Here is an 18947-nt window from a genome sequence, read left to right on the forward strand (position 1 = left end):
CGTGTTAAATCGGCTTTTTTACATTTGGAGGAGAACCAAAAATGAAAAACAATAAGAAATATGACCGCACTTTTAAGCTGAGTTTAGTAGCACTGGCCATAGGATTAGCAAATCAAACGTTAGCAGCAGAACATTGTGGTATCAGTATGGGAAGAAAATATTCTGGTATTGATTCTCTTTATATTTCAAATAAAACTCAAGCAACCACATTACAAGATTGCACTATAAATGCTGATACTAATGAGTTCAAAGGAGCTCATTTACTGATTATTGAGGGACAACAAGATTATAAAATAGATAATTCTCACCTTAATCTTAATATTCTAAAAAAACCTTATTCCGCCAATCTCATTGAATCAAGCGATTCAACCATTACAATTAACAATTCAACTTTTACACTAAAATCCGTACCTTTCGAATCTCGATATTTTGGGCGCTATCTCCTCGAGCTTAATAAAAACACCAAGGTAACCATTAAAAATTCAACTTTTACACTAGAAAATGAGAGCCCAGAGGAAAATGAAAATTCTACTTTTATTTCAGCTGAAGGGGCAAAAGTCGATATATCTGATACGATATTCAAATCAAATACACCAATAGCGGCATTTATTGTTGGACAAGGAGAGCTTACCTTAAAAAATATCGTCTTAGATATTCCAGAAAAAAGTACCTTAATAAGATTTGGTAAAAATAAAAACAGAGTAGATATTATTGACTCGACATTTAAAGCTGAGAAGATGTTATCATCCATTAGATTTTTAAATGACAATACCTCTTATAAAACAGAACTAGAAATCAATCTTACTAACTCAAATGTTCAAACTAAAATATTAGGTTCCTTAAACAATATTAACGGAACCACCATTAATCTCAACAATTCAAAACTATCTGGTGATATAACAGATACATATTTGGCAGGACAAACCATTCAAATTAATTTAAGCAATAATTCCGAATATATAGGTAAAACATCTCTACCAAAATATATGGTTGAGCATACCGGAATTAATATAAAAGACGCCTCTTCTAGTTGGAGATTAAATGATAGCTCTGCTATTAATTACCTAAATTTGAATAATGGGCATGTTTATATTTCAAATAATAAAAATGGCGAGTTTAATACCCTAAGAATTGAAAATAACTTAACGGGTAATGGCGGTATCTTTCACTTACGTACCGATTTAGCTAATGAAAAATCCGATCTAATTGAAGTTCGTCATGGTGAAGGATCATTTTTACTTGATATTCAAGATTCAGGTAATATTCCAACCCAACCAAATGGTAGAATAAAAGTTGTTCATTCATTCTTTGATAATAAAGATCTAAAATTCTCTTTATTAAATAAAGAGTACGTGGAAGCTGGTGCATATAAATATTTCTTAATAAGGGATTATAGCAATTGGTTCCTTGCTAATTCAACGAAGGTAGATGAGCCCGAAGAACCTAAGAACTCATTCACTCCTGAAGATTCCTCGAATACTAATACACAACCAGAGGATCTACCAACTACTCCTGATGCACAACCTGAACCTCCATCAGTTAATCCAAATCCGCAGCTTTCCAATAAAGCCAATGCACAAGTTTCACTCCGCCAAGCCCAATTATTGCTAGTGGAAGATGAACTCAACGGCATCCACAAACGTTTAGGTGAAGTGAAAAATGGCGAAAAAGGCAATGTGTGGGTGCGTAATGTGAATTCTCGTGAAAAATTGACCGCACTTTCCACCGGTGACAGCCAAACCTCCGGCTTTAAACAACATGTTCACAGCTTACAAGTGGGTGCCGATGCGGCGGTGAATGATCATTTCCGTCTAGGGGGATTTGTCGGCCGTAGCCAAGCCAATGTTGATTTCAACGGCAATTATGGCGAGGGCAAAGTACGCAGTCACAGTGTGGGCTTATACGCTACTTATTTGGCTGACAACGGCATTTATGTGGATAATATTGCAAAATATAGCCGCTTGAAAGCTGATTCCGATCACACAGAAAAACGCCGTTATCATGCCTACACACTGTCAAGTGAACTCGGTAAACAGTTCAAATTAAATGGCAACTGGATCATCACGCCACAAGCACAATTAGGCTGGACGCATATTCAAGGTAAAGAAAATGAGGATAGCCTTTCTTCTGTTTACTCTCGTGTCGGATTGCGTGTGGCGAAAAGTTTCACCCTTGCAAGTGGTTGGAATTTACAGCCTTATGCGGAAGTTAATGGGATCACCAGCCGAAATAACAACAGCAAAATTCATTATGCTAATGCGGCACTGAATGTAGAAGATAGCCGTGGGCGTATCGAAAGTGTTCTCGGTCTGAATGCCGGTGTCGCCAATCATCGTTTTGGTTTAGAGGTAAGTCGTGCCGATGGAAAACGCTACGATAAACCTTATCGAATCCAAGCCGTTTATCGATATCACTGGTAATCATTCCCTTCGTTAATCAAAATAGGGATAAATGCCTTGATAAGGTATTTATCCCTATTTATTACTAGTGAGAGAAATGACGACAGCTCCTCCCTCGGCGATAGCTCCCTAAAAATATTTCATCGCTTTGTTTGGAAACAGCCAATCAATCAACCGCTTTATCTTTGAATTCGCAGAAGGCAATTTTCTTTCCAACGGTAAACGCTGCCAATTAAATTCCTTTAATTCCTCTACGCATTGCTCCAGTGTTTTTTGTTTTAATAAGACATCCACAAAAAATTGGCCAATAAATTGATTCCATTCGGCCTTATTACCCCAGTAGTGACCTATCACCTCCTCACAGGGGTGTAATGGAGTGAAATGGTTCAGTGCTAAAGAAAAGGAAAATTGCTCGACCAAACGGCGGGGGCAGGCGGTTTCACAAATGGCATCACAAAGCCCTAAAGAAAGGTTAATCATCGCCTTAGCATGGGCTTTTGGCACAGCAATGACACCGGCATTCCACATTTCACTCTGTTGATTAATGCGGATATCAAAAAACACCTTGTCATTGAGTGATGAAAGCATCCTTCTTACCGTTTTACTTCGGTTTTTACCGGATAATTTATACTCAAAAGTATGCATTAGCCCAATGTTCTCATCCAATTTCTGAACAATGGACTGTAAATTTGAGGCTAAAAACGTATCTGAATCCACATAGAGTAAATGATCATCCGGATATTGATGTATCACTAACTCCATCGCTTTGATTTTGATACGCCAAAAGAAATCCTGTTTTCCTTTCCAATCTACTAAAGTTTTTTCATCAATCGATATGATTTTGACTTTATCGCCTAGAAAGCCATAAAACGCCGAATAATCCGTCACAATAATGATCTGTTTTATTTGGGGATCTTTTAAAAAAGTCAGAATACAAAAAACTGCTTGGTAATGGTTTTCTAATTTTTGTCCAAAAGTTAAAAGCAATAAATTCACGTTGTCTCCTATAAAGTCAATTTAGCAATACTTATGGCACTTATCCCCTGCAATCCGGATATTTTTCTTTTTAATTAAACCTGATGAGCAAGGCGATATTCAACCAAATCCTCAATTGTCAGTACCACATAGCCAAATTTTTGTGCAAATTCAATAATTTCAGGGGCGCGAGCCATGGTACCATCGTCATTGGTGATCTCACAAATCACACCCGCGGGTTTAAATCCCGCAAGGCGGGCAAGATCGACAGAGGCCTCTGTATGCCCACGACGAGCAAGTACGCCCCCATTTTCGGCACGAAGCGGGAAAATATGACCGGGACGGTGTAAATCCGCCGGTATCGCATTATCTGCCACCGCAGCTTGAATTGTGGTCACCCGATCGGCTGCGGAAACGCCTGTGGATACCCCTTTTGCAGCTTCAATAGTTACGGTAAACGCCGTTTTGTTTACGCTGTTATTATTTTCCACCATTGGCGGTAAATCGAGTTGTTGACAACGTTCTTCGGTAATACACAAACACACGATACCACTGCCATAACGAATTAATTTTGCCATTTGTTCGGTAGTGATGGTTTCTGCCGGAAAAATTAAATCGCCTTCGTTTTCTCGATTTTCATCATCCAACACCAAAACACCATTGCCATGTTTAAATGCCTCAATGGCGTTAAGCACACGTTCTTCGGCAGTGTTACCGAAAGGGAATAAAATAGACTGATTCATCGTAATTTCCTTTATTGCTTTACTTAAAATTAACCAGAATCAGGGCTGAGAAATGCAAATAAAAAGAACGGCTTGGAGAACCCAATCCGCTTTATTCTCTTTCATCCAGACTTTACTGTCGGCTTTGGAATTACACCAAATCTGCTAACCTTAAAAAGGCCAATTTCATCAAAATTTTCACTAAAAATTGACCGCACTTTTAAGTGCTCGCGGGCTTTACCGCCGGTAGGGAATTTCACCCTGCCCTGAGAATGCAGGCTCAGTATAGCCGAAAATCAGCGCGTAAAAAATCAGAACGTGAAAAATATTTTCATTTCGCCTACAATACGGCTATTTAATCCTTATTACGATTGTCAGGTAAAGCATGTCAGCCGTCCAAGAGAAAAAAATCGGTGTCATTTTTGGGAAATTCTATCCTGTTCACACCGGTCATATTAATATGATTTATGAGGCATTTAGTAAAGTCGATGAATTGCATGTGATCGTGTGCAGTGATACCGAACGTGATTTAAAACTGTTTTATGACAGTAAAATGAAGCGAATGCCTACGGTGCAAGATCGTTTACGTTGGATGCAACAAATCTTCAAATACCAAAAAAATCAGATTTTTATTCATCATTTAGTTGAGGACGGTATACCAAGTTACCCTAACGGCTGGCAGGCGTGGAGTGAAGCGGTAAAAACGCTGTTCAAAGAAAAAGAATTTGAGCCTTCTGTGGTTTTTAGTAGTGAACCACAAGATAAAGCCCCTTATGAAAAATATTTAGGTTTAGAAGTGGCTTTAGTGGATCCTGATCGTACCTTTTTTAATGTATCCGCCACAAAAATTCGCACAACCCCTTTCCAATATTGGAAATTTATTCCAAAAGAAGTTCGTCCATTTTTTGCCAAAACCGTGGCAATTTTAGGCGGGGAAAGCAGTGGTAAAAGTGTGTTGGTGAATAAACTTGCTGCGGTATTTAATACCACCTCTGCGTGGGAATATGGGCGTGAGTTCGTGTTTGAAAAACTCGGGGGCGATGAACAGGCGATGCAGTATTCAGACTATCCGCAAATGGCCTTAGGGCATCAACGTTATATTGATTATGCGGTTCGCCATGCCCATAAAATCGCTTTTATTGATACGGATTTTATTACAACACAGGCATTTTGTATTCAGTATGAAGGCAAGGCGCATCCGTTTTTAGATTCGATGATCAAAGAATATCCTTTTGATGTCACCATTTTGCTAAAAAATAATACCAAGTGGGTGGATGACGGATTACGCAGCCTAGGCTCTCAAAAACAACGTCAACAATTCCAACAACTGCTTAAAAAATTGTTAGATAAATACAAAGTGCCTTACATTGAGATTGAATCACCAAGCTATTTAGAGCGTTATAATCAAGTGAAATCGGTGATTGAAAAAATATTAAATGAAGAAGAATTGGATAATTTACAAAACGGGCCCAAAACCCTAAAGAGTAAATAAAATGATACTATTTGCAGGTGATCCCCACGGAAGCTATGAACATCTCTACCCTTTCGTGCAAGAAAACGACAATGTTGCCCTGATTATTTTGGGCGACTTACAACTTTCTTCACCTGATGAATTGGAAAAATTAGCGCAATATTGTGATATTTGGTTTATCCACGGCAACCACGATAGCAAAACCATCGCTGCCTTTGATGCGATTTGGGGATCGAAATGGAAATATCGCAATTTACATAATCGGGTCGAAACAATTCAAGGTGTTCGTATTGCCGGATTAGGTGGGGTATTCCGTGGACAAATCTGGATGCCGCCAAATCGCCCGATGTTTTTTGACCCGATTCATTATTGCCAATATAGTCCACAAGAAAAAATTTGGCGTGGTGGCGTGCCACTGCGTCATCGCACTTCAATCTTTCCTTCCGATATTGAAATTCTTGAAAATCAGCAGGCGGATATTTTAATTTGTCACGAAGCGCCCAAACCTCATCCTATGGGCTTTCAAGTGATTAATGCGCTTGCCGAGAAAATGGGTGTGAAGCATATTTTTCATGGGCATCACCATGACAATGTGATTTACAACACTGCTTATCCTTACAAAATTACCAATGTGGGCTTTCGTAGCCTGGCGGACATCCATGGAAATTACTTGTTGAAAACCATTGATGATCGTGAAGAACGATAAAATAGGTTAAAAATAAGGAAATTTATAAGAGATAAAAGAATACGAAAAGAAAGGGGAAATGGCGCACCCGAAAGGATTCGAACCTTTGACCGCTCGGTTCGTAGCCGAGTACTCTATCCAGCTGAGCTACGGGTGCGTAGTGATGTTTTAAATATTCTTAACCATTTAGAAGATAGAGTCGTTTCAAAATGGCGCACCCGAGAGGATTCGAACCTCTGACCGCTCGGTTCGTAGCCGAGTACTCTATCCAGCTGAGCTACGGGTGCAGAATAAATAAAACCGCAAATGGCGGTGAGAGAGGGATTCGAACCCTCGATGGAGTTTTTGACCCCATACTCCCTTAGCAGGGGAGCGCCTTCAGCCTACTCGGCCATCTCACCACAATCAGTGCGTGGGCGGTATAATACGTTTTTTTGAAAAGATGTCAAACCCTTTTTTGAAAAAGACGGATTATTTGAATATTTTATCTTCACATGAGCATAAAGAAAGTGCGGTCAAAATTTTGAAAGAATTTTCATCTTTCTTGACAGTTTTCAACCTCGTTTTCCCTCTGCCTATCCCTTTAGGATCGCACGCAGGCGATCCAATTGGCTTTGTGTCTGCTGCTGTTTTTGTTCTGCGCTAAGCTGAGGTTTATCCCGCTCCCAAAGCACATCATCATTCGGCAATTCGGCTAGAAATCGGCTTGGCTCCGGGCGAATCAGATCACCATATTGACGGCGTTCACGACACAAGGAAAAGGTCAGTTCTTTTTGCGCTCGGGTAATCCCCACATAGGCCAAACGCCGTTCTTCCTCTACATTATCTTCATCAATGCTGGTTTGATGCGGCAAAATACCTTCTTCCATCCCGATCAAATACACATAGGGAAATTCTAAGCCTTTTGAGGCATGTAGGGTCATCAGCTGAACTTGATCGCTTTCTTCATCATCTTCCCCCCGTTCCAACCTATCACGCAAGGTTAAACGGGCGACCACTTGATTGAGATTCATCGGTTCGCTCACTTCATCCCCTTTCAGCATATCCGCAACCCAATCAAACAGTGTGGCCACATTCTTACTTTGCATTTCTGCCGCTTTTGGCGTGGTGGCATATTCATACAAATATTCTTCATAATGAATAGCAGACAACATGGCACGAACGGCACGTTCCGGTTCTGAACGTTGCACTTCATCATTTAATTCCACCATCCAACGACCGAATTTTTGCAGGGCATCATAAGCTTTTGGGGTAACCCGTTGAATAAGCTCAAACTCGAAAATGGCTTCAAACAGGCTAACCTGCTTTTCTTGGGCAAGTTCCCCCAGTTTTTGCAAGGTTGCCGTGCCAATCTCACGTTTTGGGGTATTCACAATGCGTAAAAATGCCGCATCGTCATCTTGGTTCACCACTAAACGCAAATAGGCCATCATATCTTTGATTTCGGCTCGAGAGAAAAAAGAGGTGCCACCGGAAATTTTATAGGGAATACGGTTTTGCATCAGCACTTTTTCCAACAAACGGGATTGATGATTGCCTCGATACAAAATGGCGTAATCCTTATATTTTGTCTTACGGCTAAAACGATGAGCGATCAACTCGGCGACAATGCGTTCGGCTTCGTGTTCTTCATTCTTTGCCTCAATCACCAACAGTTTTTCACCCTCGCCGATGTTAGAAAACAATTTTTTATCAAACACATGTTCATTGTTATCAATCAAAATGTTGGCGCAGTGTAAAATTCGCTGAGTGGAGCGGTAATTTTGTTCCAATTTAATCACTTGTAAATGAGGAAAATCATCACGCAAACGCACCATATTTTCAGGTTTTGCTCCACGCCAGGAATAAATGGATTGGTCATCATCCCCCACCACAGTAAAACAGGCTCGGCTGCCCACCAATAGTTTGATTAACTCATATTGGCTGGTATTGGTATCTTGATATTCATCCACCAGCAAATAGCGGATTTTTTGCTGCCATTTTGACCGCACTTCTTCATTTTGTTTGAATAATAAAGTGGGGAGCATAATCAAATCATCAAAATCCAAGGCATTGTAAGCACGGATTTGGGTCGCATAGCGTTCATAACATTTGGCAAAGGTTTGATATTTAGCATCCCGTGCTAAGGCATAGGCTTGCTTGGGCGAAACCAAATCGTTTTTCCAGTTGGAGATCACCGACATGAGTTCACGCAGCAGATCTTTATCTTCTTTCAGCACATCGGCGGTGAGTTCTTTTAATAAAGCCAATTGATCATGCTCATCAAATAAGGTCATATTGGCTTTAAAGCCCAATGACTTATATTCCCGTTTGATAATATCAAAACCAAGGGTATGAAAGGTGGACACCGTCAACCCTTTCGATTGTTCCTTTCCGATGGAATGTGCCACCCGCTCTTTCATTTCTCGGGCAGCTTTATTGGTGAACGTCACGGCGGCAATTTGTTTGGGAGAATAACCACAGTTTGCGATCAAATGCGCAATTTTATTAATTATCACACGGGTTTTACCGGAACCGGCGCCAGCAAGCACCAAACAAGGGCCGGTCACATAGTCCACGGCGTGTTGTTGCTGAGGATTGAGTTTCATCATGATCATTGCGCCCATACAGAGGGCAGTAAAAGGGTATCGAGTAAAAAGGAAAGCGGCAAATCCAAAATAGGTAAGCCCCATTTTTGCGCCATTTCCCAATCATAGGCCACACCGGCATAGGCGGTATACTTCTCTGAAGGATCGACAAGTTTCACCACCGTACCACAACCGGATAAGGTAAAAAGTGCGGTTAAAATGAGGGCTATTTTGGACATCGTGCTTGTAAGGCGTTAAAGACTGTTGTTGGCACAAGTGCTGCCACATCACCACCATGCAAATAAATTTCACGCACCATAGTAGATGAAACAAATGCCCACTTTTCGCGAGGGGGAAAGAACAGGCTTTCCACGCCCTTTGTAAGAAGTCGATTAAGGGCGGCAAGCTGGAGCTCATATTCAAAATCGGTAGTGGTTCGCACCCCTCGGATAATTGCCGTTACATTACGGGCCTTAATCACATTTGCCAACAAATCGGAAAAACCAAAGACTTCAACATTTTCGAGATGCGCAACGGATTGTCGGGCAAGTTCCACCCGTTCATCCAAAGAAAACAACGGCTTTTTACTTGGGCTTTCTGCCACCGCCACCAAAACCTTGGGAAAAATGACCGCACTTCGCTCAATAATATCCAAATGTCCGTTTGTGATAGGGTCAAAGGTGCCGGGATAAATCACCGTTGTCATACTTTACGCTCCAAATAAGGCGTCAATAAATCAAATAACCGGGTTAATGCCCCACGATTTTTCATTAATACTTCATACCCCGCCTGACCAAAGCGTTGACGAGCCTCTTTTGAATGAAGCAGTGCCTCAACCGCACCGGCTAATTCTTCCGCCGTTGAATTCACTTCAATCACCCCTTGTTCTTCCAACAACATTTCAAATACTTCAGGAAAATTAAAGGTGTGCTTTCCACTAATCACGGGAATTTTAAAGGCTAAAGGTTCGAGAGGGTTATGTCCCCCATGTTTAACCAAGCTTCCGCCCACAAAAGCAATATCGGAAACGCCATACATCATCATCATCTCCCCCATAGTATCGCCCAAAATCACCCGAGTATTGGCATTTGGGCGTTCACCTGAAGAACGGCGAATAAACTGGAGTTTTTCCTTTTTAATCAACGCCTCTACCGTGTTAAAACGTTCCGGATGACGGGGCACAAGCAATAAAAGTAAATGAGGATAGGTTCGCAATAGCTGTCGATGCGCTTGTATAACGAGGGCTTCTTCACCTTCATGTGTACTTCCGGCAATCCAAATCGGACGATCTTTCCCCCATTGGATATGCAGTTGTTGAATATTATCAAGCAAATGTTGGGTGACCGTTAAATCGTATTTAATATTACCGGTCAAACTGATTTTTTCTTCCGGATAACCCAATTCAATGAAACGGTTTTGGCTAATTTGATCTTGCGGAGCAACCAACGTGATTTGCGACCACATGCCCTGCAAACGTTGGCGTATCTTGCCATATCGCTTGGCAGAGCGGGCAGATAAGCGAGCATTGGCAACCACAAAAGGCACATGACGCAAATGCAATTGTTTGATTAAATTCGGCCAAAGTTCTGTTTCAATCACAATACAGAGCTTGGGCTGGATAAAATCAATAAAACGTTTGAGTGCAAAGGGAAGATCATAGGGCAAATAACAATGCGTCACCGTATCACCAAAAGCCGCTTTCACCCGATCTGACCCCGTTGGGGTCACTGTTGTAAAAGTAATGGGTAAATCCGGATAACGTTGTTGAATAAGGCGAACCAAAGGGGTGGCGGCAATCACCTCTCCCACCGAGGCGGCATGAATGATCACCCCATGTGGTTTAGGGCGTGCCAAATGCCCGTAAAAACCATAACGTTCACCAATTCTTTTACGATAATTCGGTGCTTTAAAGCCCCTTAGCCACATAAAAAAAAGCAAGAACGGTTGGCTCAGGTACATCAGGCAGGTATAAAAAAAACGCCACATAAATTAAATTCGGTTATACTGGAAAAAATTTTCAGTAGTATAGCAAAAAAAGGATCAAAATATGCCAACAATTAGTGTTGCGATGATTGTGAAAAACGAGGAAAAAGATCTCGCATTATGCCTAGACACCGTAAAAGACTGGGTCGATGAGATTGTCATTTTAGATTCCGGAAGCACAGATAACACAAAAGCTATCGCCCTAAACTATGGAGCAAAATTCTATGAAAACACCCACTGGCAAGGGTTTGGAAAACAACGCCAAATCGCCCAACAATATGTGACTTCCGATTATGTCCTCTGGTTAGATGCCGATGAACGGGTTAGCCCAACATTGCAGGCCTCCATTCAACAAGCGGTATCACAAAATGCAGAAAATACCGTCTTTAAGCTCCCAAGAGTAAGTGAAGTCTTTGGGCGGGAAATTCGCCATTCCGGTTGGTATCCCGACTATGTGGTTCGCCTCTATCGCACCGATTACGCCGGCTATGATGATTCATTAGTGCATGAAAAAGTGATCTATCCAAGCCACACCCGAGTTGAAAAATTAAAAGGTGATTTACAACATTTCACCTATAAAAGCATTTATCATTATTTGGTGAAATCTGCCGGTTATGCCAAAGCCTGGGCCGACCAACGCCAAGCAAAAGGTAAAAAAGCGACACTCTGGCAAGGCACAAGCCACGCCATAGGTTGTTTTGTAAAAATGTATATTTTAAAAGCGGGTTTTTTAGATGGAAAACAAGGCTTTTTACTGGCTGTGCTTTCCGCCCACTCCACTTTTGTGAAATACGCCGAACTGTGGGAGCGGGAACAACATTAAATTCAAAACACAAAAAAAGTGCGGTTAAATTTAACCGCACTTTCGTATCTCATAATAAAAACCTAATTTTTCGCTGCAGCCGCCGCTTTAACAATCACTGCAAACGCCGGGGCTTTAAGAGAAGCACCACCGACTAACGCTCCGTCAATATCCGGCTGAGTAAATAATTCAGCCGCATTTGCATCGTTCACAGAACCGCCATATTGGATAATCACTTGATCTGCAACCGCTTGAGATTTCGCTGCAATGTGTCCACGAATAAAAGCGTGTACCGCTTGTGCTTGTGCCGGGGTTGCCGATTTTCCGGTACCGATTGCCCAAATAGGCTCATAGGCAATCACCGCACCGTTAAAGGCATCTACGCCCAATGCATTAATAACAGCATCAATTTGACGGGCACATACCTCTTCGGTTTTTCCTGCTTCATTTTCTTCTTCAGACTCACCAATACACAATACGGGCACTAAACCCGCCGCTTTTAATGCAGCAAATTTTTTCGCAATAAATTCATCGCTTTCTTTATGATAAGTACGACGCTCGGAGTGGCCGATAATAATGTATTTCGCGCCGAACTCTTTTAACATTTCCGTTGAAATATCACCGGTGAATGCCCCTTTTACATTCACATCCACATTTTGTGCGCCAAGGGCAATTTGGCTATTGGCTAATGCCGCTTCCGCCTCCGCCAAATACATCACCGGGGGAGCAATCGCCACATCACAGCCTGTAACACCGGCTAACTCGTTTTTTAAACCTTCAATTAATTCTTTGGTAAAGGCTTTACTACCATTTAATTTCCAGTTTCCCATCACTAAAGGACGACGTGCCATTTTTGTTTCTCCATACTCAATTAATAAAACTTAATTACTATACCAAATTTTGTGCTTGATTCTTTGTTCAAAATCACGATTTTTAAAATTTTTTCCCGAATGCGTGATTATTCTGTCTGAAAAAGCTACAATTCACTGTATAGATTCAATAAAAAATAACCAATTTTATTACAATGAAGATTTTTAAAGCTGAACAATGGAATATCGAGGTGCTTTTACCCCTTTTTGAGCATTATCGCCTCGCCAATGGCATGACGGAAAATCCTGACCGCACTTTAACTTTCCTCACAAATCGTATTCGTTTCAACGAAAGTATTTTCTTTATTGCAGTCAATTCACAAAGCCAAGCTATTGGGTTTATTCAACTCTATCCCCGTTTATCTTCATTACAATTACAACGCTATTGGCAACTCACCGATATTTATGCAATTGATAGCGATAAAAAAAGCGATCTTTACAGTGCATTAATTTCTAAAGCAAAAGAATTTGTGCTTTATACACAGTCAAATCGCTTAGTGGCAGAATTAGGACAAGCCCAGCAGGATTTATTAGAGTCGGAAGGGTTTAAACTGAACCCGAAAAAAAGTCTGTTTGAATTGAGTTTATAATGCATACGGATCTTCAAGCTTACTGGGATTATTTACGCATCGAGCGTCAACTCAGCCCCCATACGCTTACCAACTATCAACGACAACTGGATGCGGTGATAACGTTGCTGAGCGCACAAGGGATTCAACAATGGCAACAAATTACCCCCAGTGTTGTGCGTTTTATGTTGGCTGAAAGCAAAAAAGAGGGGCTGAAAGAAAAAAGCCTGGCCCTACGCCTTTCTGCCCTACGAATGTTTTTGAGTTATTTAGTCCAACAAGGGAAATTAAAAGCCAACCCGACCACGGGCATTTCCGCCCCTAAACTCAGTAAACGCTTACCTAAAAACATTGATGGCGACCAAATTCAACAACTCCTTGCCAATGACAGTAAAGAGCCGATTGATATTCGAGATCGGGCAATATTGGAATTAATGTACAGTTCCGGCCTACGCTTATCAGAACTACAAGGATTAGATTTAAGCAGTATCAATACCCGTACCCGTGAAGTTCGTGTATTAGGAAAAGGAAACAAAGAACGTATCGTCCCTTTTGGCCGCTACGCCTCACACGCCCTCCAACAATGGCTTAAAGTGCGGTTATTATTCAATCCAAAAGATGATGCCTTATTTGTCAGCCAACTGGGAAATCGAATTTCTCATCGTTCTATCCAAAAACGCTTGGAAACCTGGGGTGTTCGCCAAGGGTTAAACAGCCACTTAAATCCGCACAAACTACGCCATTCATTTGCCACCCACATGCTCGAAGCCAGTTCCGATCTGCGCGCAGTGCAAGAATTACTTGGGCATAGCAACCTATCGACCACACAAATTTACACTCACCTTAACTTCCAACACCTCGCTGAGGTTTACGATCAAGCCCATCCCAGAGCAAAACGTAAAAAATAGACAGTTGCTATCTTATCTTGGCACGCCACGCAAAAGTGGGATAGGCATATAAGGTGCAATGGAGGTAGGGGCGGGGATATCGTTAAAAAGTAAAATAAACGGTTTTGGCGGGACGATACGTTCATTTCGCCATAAGCTTCCCATCCCCACAAGTTGAATATCTGAAGGGAGATGGCGTAAGCCTTGTTGTAAAACAGCAACGGTATTTTTACGAGGGTGTCCAATGGCGATGGCCGTGCCGTGTTTTCTGGCATATTGAATTGCCGCTTGGAACTGGCGTTGAACATCCGCCAATTCATTACTATCATCTAAAAAAATATGGCGATCGAGAGAAGCTACCTCCTGTTCTTTTGCCATTTTTCCGGCAACAGAACGTCCAATGGTTCGGCTATCTAAAAAGAACAAATGTTGAGTATGAAGCGCACTCATCAGGTGACGCATTAATGCGCTGTCTGCCGTGGCAGCACTGCCCATGTGGTTATTCATTCCAATGGCATAACTCACCACATTTTTCGCCTGTTGAACCCGCTCGGCAACCTGTTGTGCCGACATGCCCAAATGTACCCCACCTTCTTCAATTTTCATTTGCCCCATAGGCTGCATTGGCATATGAATGAGAATATCACGCCCTTGCTTTTTGGCTTCTTGATTACGCGCTTTGGCATAGGGGGCGACAGGAATAATCGCCACCGAAATTTCACGGGGCATGGCAAAAATTGCAGCGTCTTCCTTAGGGTGATACCCCACATCATCAATGACAATCGCTAATTTACTTTGTGAAAACGCACTGATTGAAAAAAGCGTGAGGGAAAAAACAAGGAAAATTTTGACCGCACTTTTGAGTGAAACCGCCATTATTTTATCCACCCCGCAGGATTAACCGGTGTCCCTTTACGGCTGATCCCGAAATATAACGCCGGACGGGAAAGCTCCCCAGTATTACCAACCTGTGCAATGGTTTGACCGGCAGACACCAGCTGATTCGTTTTAACGAATACCGCTTGGTTAAAGCCGTATAAACTCAAATCACTGTCGCCGTGTTTGATAATCACCATATAGCCATATCCATTGAGCGGTCCGGCAAGAATAACCCGCCCACCGGCAATGGCACGCACCGGTGTGCCGTTTGGTGCCGCAATCACCATTCCTTTCCAACGCGCCTCTCCGGCTTGAGCAGAGCCAAAGGCATAGAGTGTTGAACCGTTCACCGGTTTATTATACTGGCGTTTTGCGCTTCCTAACCCACTGGTACTATTTATCAACTGACGCTCTTGCGCAGTAGGTTTATAAGGTTTGGCAGTGCGTTTTTCTTCTGCTTGTTTACGCAGTGCCAAGGCATCCCGCTCACGTTGTTCTTGCTGACGGGCGGCTTGTTCGGCACGTTGAATTTCTTGGCGTAATGCCGTTTCATTCGCACGCAAACGTTCTAATTTATTTTGATCTTGATTAATGGTTTTATTGATTTCATTTAATGTAGATTGGCGTTCACGCTGAACTTTTTCTAATTCTTGTTGCTGCTTTTTTTGGTTAGAAAGCTGATCTTTATGGGTTTGTTGCTGCCCCAAAATCGCCTCTTTCTGTTTCACAATTTGCATTTGTGTGGCTTGCAAATGATGAATCATCTCAATTCGGGTTTGGTTTAAATGTTCATAATACACTTTCATACGAGCCGCTTTTTTGGCATCTTCTGAAAGCATTCTCTCTAACACGGAAGGGTTTAATCCCGATCGATAAATCATATCCACTTGTTTGGCAAGTTTGGCTTTTTGCTCACGTTCTTGCTTTTCTAAAAGTTTGAGTTGTTTATCCGCATCGGCAATTTGTTTGCGAATTTCTTTCAAACTCAGCTCGGTTTCACGCAATTTTCCTGCCACAGAATTAATTTGGCTTTCTTGATTTTTTAAAGTGGATTGAAGCTTTGCCTGCGCCCGTTTTTGCTCTGCCAGTTTAGATTCTTGCTGTTTAATTTGTTGTTGAATTTGGTTGAGATCGGCACCTTGGCTACCGGCTGAAAACAGCAACGCTCCGCAGCAAAAAAGTGCGGTTAAAATCGCCGATGTTTTTGGGCGGAAGAGAGAAAACGACATAATTCATCCTAATTCACAAAACTGCACAAATCTTATCATATTTGTTGAAAGGCGAAAAAGTTTCACACTGATTTTTTGCGGAAGATCAGGAAATCCTGCCTTTTTGCTTTTAAATAAAGGGATTTTTTGCTATAAAGTGCGCATTCTTTTTTACTTAAAATATTAGGAGATCCCTATGGAATTAGTATTCATTCGTCACGGTTTCAGTGAATGGAATGCGAAAAATTTATTCACCGGTTGGCGTGATGTGAATTTGACCGAACGTGGTGTGGAAGAAGCCAAAGCGGCAGGTAAAAAATTATTAGACGCCGGCTATGAATTTGATATTGCCTTCACTTCCGTGTTAACCCGTGCCATTAAAACCTGTAATATCGTGTTGGAAGAATCCCATCAATTGTGGATTCCTCAAGTGAAAAACTGGCGTTTAAATGAGCGTCACTACGGTGCATTACAAGGTTTAGATAAAAAAGCCACCGCCGAACAATACGGTGATGAACAGGTTCATGTTTGGCGTCGTTCTTACGATATTTCTCCACCGGATTTAGATCCGCAAGATCCAAATTCAGCCCACAATGACCGCCGTTACGCTCATCTTCCATCAGATGTTGTACCTAATGCGGAAAACTTAAAACTTACCTTAGAACGTGCGCTGCCATTCTGGGAAGATCAAATCGCACCGGCAATGCTTTCCGGCAAACGTGTTTTAGTGGTCGCTCACGGTAATTCACTTCGTGCTTTGGCAAAACACATTATCGGAATTTCTGATGAAGAAATTATGGATTTTGAAATTCCAACCGGCCAGCCATTAGTGTTAAAACTTGATGATAAATTAAACTATGTAGAACATTACTACCTTTAATTTTGAGTTTTGAGCAAAGTGCGGTTAGTTTTAGCCGCACTTTTTGTTTAAGGAGAAAAAAATGAAAAAATTAGCCACGCTTCTTTTTACGTTATTGCCATTTATGGCGACAAGCGTTATGGCAAATCCGTCCCATAAAAACACCTCAACCAAACAAACCGTCCAACAGGGAAAAAAATCACAAACGAAAAAAAGCGTTGAGAAAAACACAAAGAAAAATCACGCAGAAAATAAAAAAACGGCACAGAAAAAATCAGCCTTAAAAGCGGAGAAAAAGAAGGTTAAAAACCAACCTGCTATGAATAAAAAATCCACAGGATCACAAAAACAAACAACCGTTCAAAAAGCGATAACAAAATCGGAAAAAAACCCAAAATCGCAACAACATTCAGTGGAGAAAAAGGCAAAAAGCGAGGTATTAAAAGCCACGCCGGTGAGCCAAGCTCAAAAAGCTGTTGTGGTGCCAAAATGTCAAGATAAAAAAGTGACAGAAGTGCTTTCTGATGCCTTTAATCGACAAGGCAAAGCCATGAAGATACCGATGAGGGTAAAAAATCTGAGCCAAATACAAGAAACCCAGCATTACCCTCAACAAGGCATTCGTAGTTGCTACGCTTTGGTAGAAACCAACGGTAAAAAATATCAGACAAATTACAGTGTGATTTTAAATGATAACGGCTTTTTTGTTCAGGTTGAAAATGCCCAAACCACGTTTTAAATGGTAATAAGGTGCAATCACTGCACCTTATTTTCGTTGAAAAAATAGTGTCTCAATTTCCCTTTCCGATAGCTCACGATATTCGCCATTTGCGATACCCTCAATGGAAAGTTGTCCAATCGCATACCGAACCAAACGCAACGTAGGAAAACCAATGTGGGCGGTCATTCGTCTGACTTGGCGATTTCGCCCCTCGCTAATTTTAATTTCTAACCATGAAGTAGGAATGGATTTCCGCTCTCGGATAGGCGGTATGCGGGGCCATAAATTGGGTGCTGAAATCAACCGCACTTTTGCCGGCTTTGTAATACCGTCTTTCAGCATGACCCCTTGTCGTAATCGTGCGAGATCTGGCTCGGCCGGTTCTCCCTCCACCTGCACCCAGTAGGTTTTCTCGGTTTTAAATTGAGGATCGGCAAGGCGATGTTGTAATGCACCGTTGTTGGTCAGAATAAGTAATCCCTCACTATCCCGATCCAATCGCCCAGCCGAATAAATATGTGCAATAGGAATAAAATCCTTAAGGGTGGCTCTTCCGTTTTCATCGGTAAACTGCGTGAGAACATCAAAGGGTTTATTAAACAAAATCACACGGGTTTGAGCCAACCCTTTCACCTTGGGTTTTGGCGCTTTTGATAAACGAAAAGAAACACCAACCTGTTTTTTGGTTGCGTTTCTTCGAGGGAAAGTATTGCGCATAAATGATGGGTTAATGATTTTATGGCTGGTGCTGTATAAAATTTTATCCGTATAAGCCAAGGCAATAGCCGATATAAGAAAACCAAGGTGGATTAATAATTCCCACATTATGGTTTTTTCAGGAATTTTTGCCGCATTAACAAAGGTTTGAAGCAAATGGATAGAGGAAATACTAATGATGGACATCGACAGTTTGACTTTGAGTACTGTCGCATTCACATGACTCATCCATTCCGGTTGATCGGGGTGGTTTCGAGTGCGTAATTTTGAAACGAAAATCTCATAACCACCAAGAGTAACCATCACTAATAAGTTGGCGATCATCACCACATCAATCAGGTTTAACACTGCCAACATAATGGTTTCCGAATCCATTTCATTGACGTTAATAATCAAATGCCAAAGGGATTTTAAAAATTTATAGGCATAAATGCCTTGTACGACAATCAAGCCCAAATAAATCGGCAATTGCAACCAACGACTGGCGAAAATAATTTTACTTAATGCATTAGATTGTCGATTATACTTGGCATAAAGATCAGGTGATTTTTGCTGTTCCATTCATTTTTCCTAACTTGTTGTAAAAATTAATCAATAAAAAAACGGTCAAAAAATAGCAGTTTTTTTGAAAATA

General features: G+C 41.5%; 17 protein-coding genes, 3 tRNA genes, 2 pseudogenes and 1 riboswitch. Of the genes and pseudogenes, 8 read left to right on the forward strand and 14 right to left on the reverse strand.

Annotated elements, in window-relative coordinates; genetic code table 11:
• Window positions 1–41 precede the first annotated feature (41 nt).
• Entirely contained in the window at window positions 42–2420 is a 2379-nt protein-coding gene (locus BKK48_RS10095) for an autotransporter outer membrane beta-barrel domain-containing protein (RefSeq protein WP_244154859.1), read from the forward strand.
• 108 nt (window positions 2421–2528) lie between these two features.
• On the opposite strand, the gene BKK48_RS04835 is transcribed toward BKK48_RS10095, so the two are convergent.
• A complete protein-coding gene (locus BKK48_RS04835; protein WP_077427035.1) occupies window positions 2529–3395 on the reverse strand; it encodes a hypothetical protein in 867 nt (288 codons plus the stop codon).
• 74 nt (window positions 3396–3469) lie between these two features.
• Window positions 3470–4117: a 3,4-dihydroxy-2-butanone-4-phosphate synthase gene (ribB, locus tag BKK48_RS04840; protein WP_077427036.1), complete on the reverse strand. Its 648-nt coding sequence runs from the start codon at window positions 4115–4117 to the stop codon at window positions 3470–3472.
• Between the two features lie 89 nt (window positions 4118–4206).
• Window positions 4207–4374: riboswitch (FMN riboswitch) on the reverse strand.
• Between ribB and nadR the strand changes: the two are divergent.
• Together nadR and BKK48_RS04850 are read left to right on the forward strand one after the other, a co-directional pair.
• Window positions 4369–5588 (forward strand): annotated as a pseudogene (gene nadR / locus BKK48_RS04845) (multifunctional transcriptional regulator/nicotinamide-nucleotide adenylyltransferase/ribosylnicotinamide kinase NadR). Its footprint overlaps the riboswitch before it by 6 nt.
• 1 nt (window position 5589) lies before the next feature.
• Window positions 5590–6273: a metallophosphoesterase family protein gene (locus BKK48_RS04850; protein ID WP_077427038.1), complete on the forward strand. Its 684-nt coding sequence runs from the start codon at window positions 5590–5592 to the stop codon at window positions 6271–6273.
• Between the two features lie 59 nt (window positions 6274–6332).
• Here BKK48_RS04850 and BKK48_RS04855 read toward each other — a convergent pair.
• From BKK48_RS04855 to waaA, 7 genes are all read right to left on the reverse strand, one after another.
• Window positions 6333–6409, reverse strand: a tRNA-Arg gene (locus BKK48_RS04855).
• Window positions 6410–6462: 53 nt separating this feature from the next.
• Window positions 6463–6539, reverse strand: a tRNA-Arg gene (locus BKK48_RS04860).
• A 20-nt stretch (window positions 6540–6559) separates the two neighbouring features.
• Window positions 6560–6653: transfer RNA gene (locus BKK48_RS04865), tRNA-Ser, on the reverse strand.
• 174 nt (window positions 6654–6827) lie between these two features.
• The gene (gene rep, locus BKK48_RS04870; RefSeq protein WP_077427148.1) at window positions 6828–8840 is read right to left on the reverse strand and encodes a DNA helicase Rep; all 2013 of its coding nucleotides are present in this window, start codon (window positions 8838–8840) and stop codon (window positions 6828–6830) included.
• A gap of 5 nt (window positions 8841–8845) precedes the next feature.
• Window positions 8846–9058 carry a YceK/YidQ family lipoprotein gene (locus tag BKK48_RS04875; RefSeq protein ID WP_077427039.1) on the reverse strand — a complete coding sequence of 71 codons (213 nt, stop codon included), beginning with the start codon at window positions 9056–9058 and terminating at the stop codon, window positions 8846–8848.
• Window positions 9046–9525 (reverse strand): pantetheine-phosphate adenylyltransferase, encoded by a 480-nt coding sequence (gene coaD, locus BKK48_RS04880; protein WP_077427040.1) that lies wholly within the window; start codon window positions 9523–9525, stop codon window positions 9046–9048. Before coaD ends, BKK48_RS04875 begins: the two co-directional genes overlap by 13 nt.
• Window positions 9522–10805, reverse strand: a complete 1284-nt coding sequence (gene waaA / locus BKK48_RS04885; protein ID WP_077427041.1) for a lipid IV(A) 3-deoxy-D-manno-octulosonic acid transferase — start codon at window positions 10803–10805, stop codon at window positions 9522–9524. Before waaA ends, coaD begins: the two co-directional genes overlap by 4 nt.
• 61 nt (window positions 10806–10866) lie before the next feature.
• Between waaA and BKK48_RS04890 the strand changes: the two genes are divergently transcribed.
• The gene (locus BKK48_RS04890) at window positions 10867–11625 is read left to right on the forward strand and encodes a glycosyltransferase family 2 protein (RefSeq protein WP_077427042.1); all 759 of its coding nucleotides are present in this window, start codon (window positions 10867–10869) and stop codon (window positions 11623–11625) included.
• Window positions 11626–11687: 62 nt separating this feature from the next.
• Here BKK48_RS04890 and tpiA read toward each other — a convergent pair whose 3' ends face one another.
• The gene (gene tpiA, locus BKK48_RS04895; protein ID WP_077427043.1) at window positions 11688–12455 is read right to left on the reverse strand and encodes a triose-phosphate isomerase; all 768 of its coding nucleotides are present in this window, start codon (window positions 12453–12455) and stop codon (window positions 11688–11690) included.
• Window positions 12456–12628: 173 nt separating this feature from the next.
• Between tpiA and BKK48_RS04900 the strand changes: the two genes are divergently transcribed.
• Both BKK48_RS04900 and xerC read left to right on the forward strand, forming a co-directional pair.
• Window positions 12629–13063, forward strand: coding sequence for a GNAT family N-acetyltransferase (locus BKK48_RS04900; protein WP_077427044.1), 435 nt, complete (start codon window positions 12629–12631; stop codon window positions 13061–13063).
• Complete coding sequence (gene xerC / locus BKK48_RS04905) at window positions 13063–13950, forward strand: tyrosine recombinase XerC (protein WP_077427045.1); 888 nt, start codon at window positions 13063–13065, stop codon at window positions 13948–13950. Before BKK48_RS04900 ends, xerC begins: the two co-directional genes overlap by 1 nt.
• Window positions 13951–13962: 12 nt before the next feature.
• Here the strand turns inward: xerC and BKK48_RS04910 are convergent, their stop codons facing one another.
• Both BKK48_RS04910 and envC read right to left on the reverse strand, forming a co-directional pair.
• Complete coding sequence (locus tag BKK48_RS04910; RefSeq protein ID WP_077427046.1) at window positions 13963–14805, reverse strand: divergent polysaccharide deacetylase family protein; 843 nt, start codon at window positions 14803–14805, stop codon at window positions 13963–13965.
• Window positions 14805–16037, reverse strand: a complete 1233-nt coding sequence (gene envC / locus BKK48_RS04915) for a murein hydrolase activator EnvC (RefSeq protein ID WP_077427047.1) — start codon at window positions 16035–16037, stop codon at window positions 14805–14807. The genes BKK48_RS04910 and envC overlap by 1 nt, the downstream gene beginning before the upstream one ends.
• A 175-nt stretch (window positions 16038–16212) precedes the next feature.
• On the opposite strand from envC, the gene BKK48_RS04920 reads away from it, so the two are divergent.
• A complete protein-coding gene (locus tag BKK48_RS04920; protein ID WP_077427048.1) occupies window positions 16213–16896 on the forward strand; it encodes a 2,3-diphosphoglycerate-dependent phosphoglycerate mutase in 684 nt (227 codons plus the stop codon).
• 61 nt (window positions 16897–16957) lie between these two features.
• Window positions 16958–17614: a hypothetical protein gene (locus tag BKK48_RS04925; RefSeq protein WP_077427049.1), complete on the forward strand. Its 657-nt coding sequence runs from the start codon at window positions 16958–16960 to the stop codon at window positions 17612–17614.
• A 27-nt stretch (window positions 17615–17641) separates the two neighbouring features.
• Here BKK48_RS04925 and BKK48_RS09880 read toward each other — a convergent pair whose 3' ends face one another.
• On the reverse strand, window positions 17642–18313 hold the full coding sequence (locus tag BKK48_RS09880; protein WP_143538806.1) for a pseudouridine synthase: 672 nt from the start codon (window positions 18311–18313) through the stop codon (window positions 17642–17644).
• A gap of 18 nt (window positions 18314–18331) precedes the next feature.
• A pseudogene (locus BKK48_RS09885) lies at window positions 18332–18874 on the reverse strand (TIGR00645 family protein); the annotation flags it as partial.
• Window positions 18875–18947: the final 73 nt, after the last annotated feature.

Origin of the sequence: Rodentibacter heidelbergensis, assembly GCF_002000125.1 — a bacterium.
In the GTDB taxonomy this organism is placed as follows: Bacteria; Pseudomonadota; Gammaproteobacteria; order Enterobacterales; family Pasteurellaceae; genus Rodentibacter; species Rodentibacter heidelbergensis.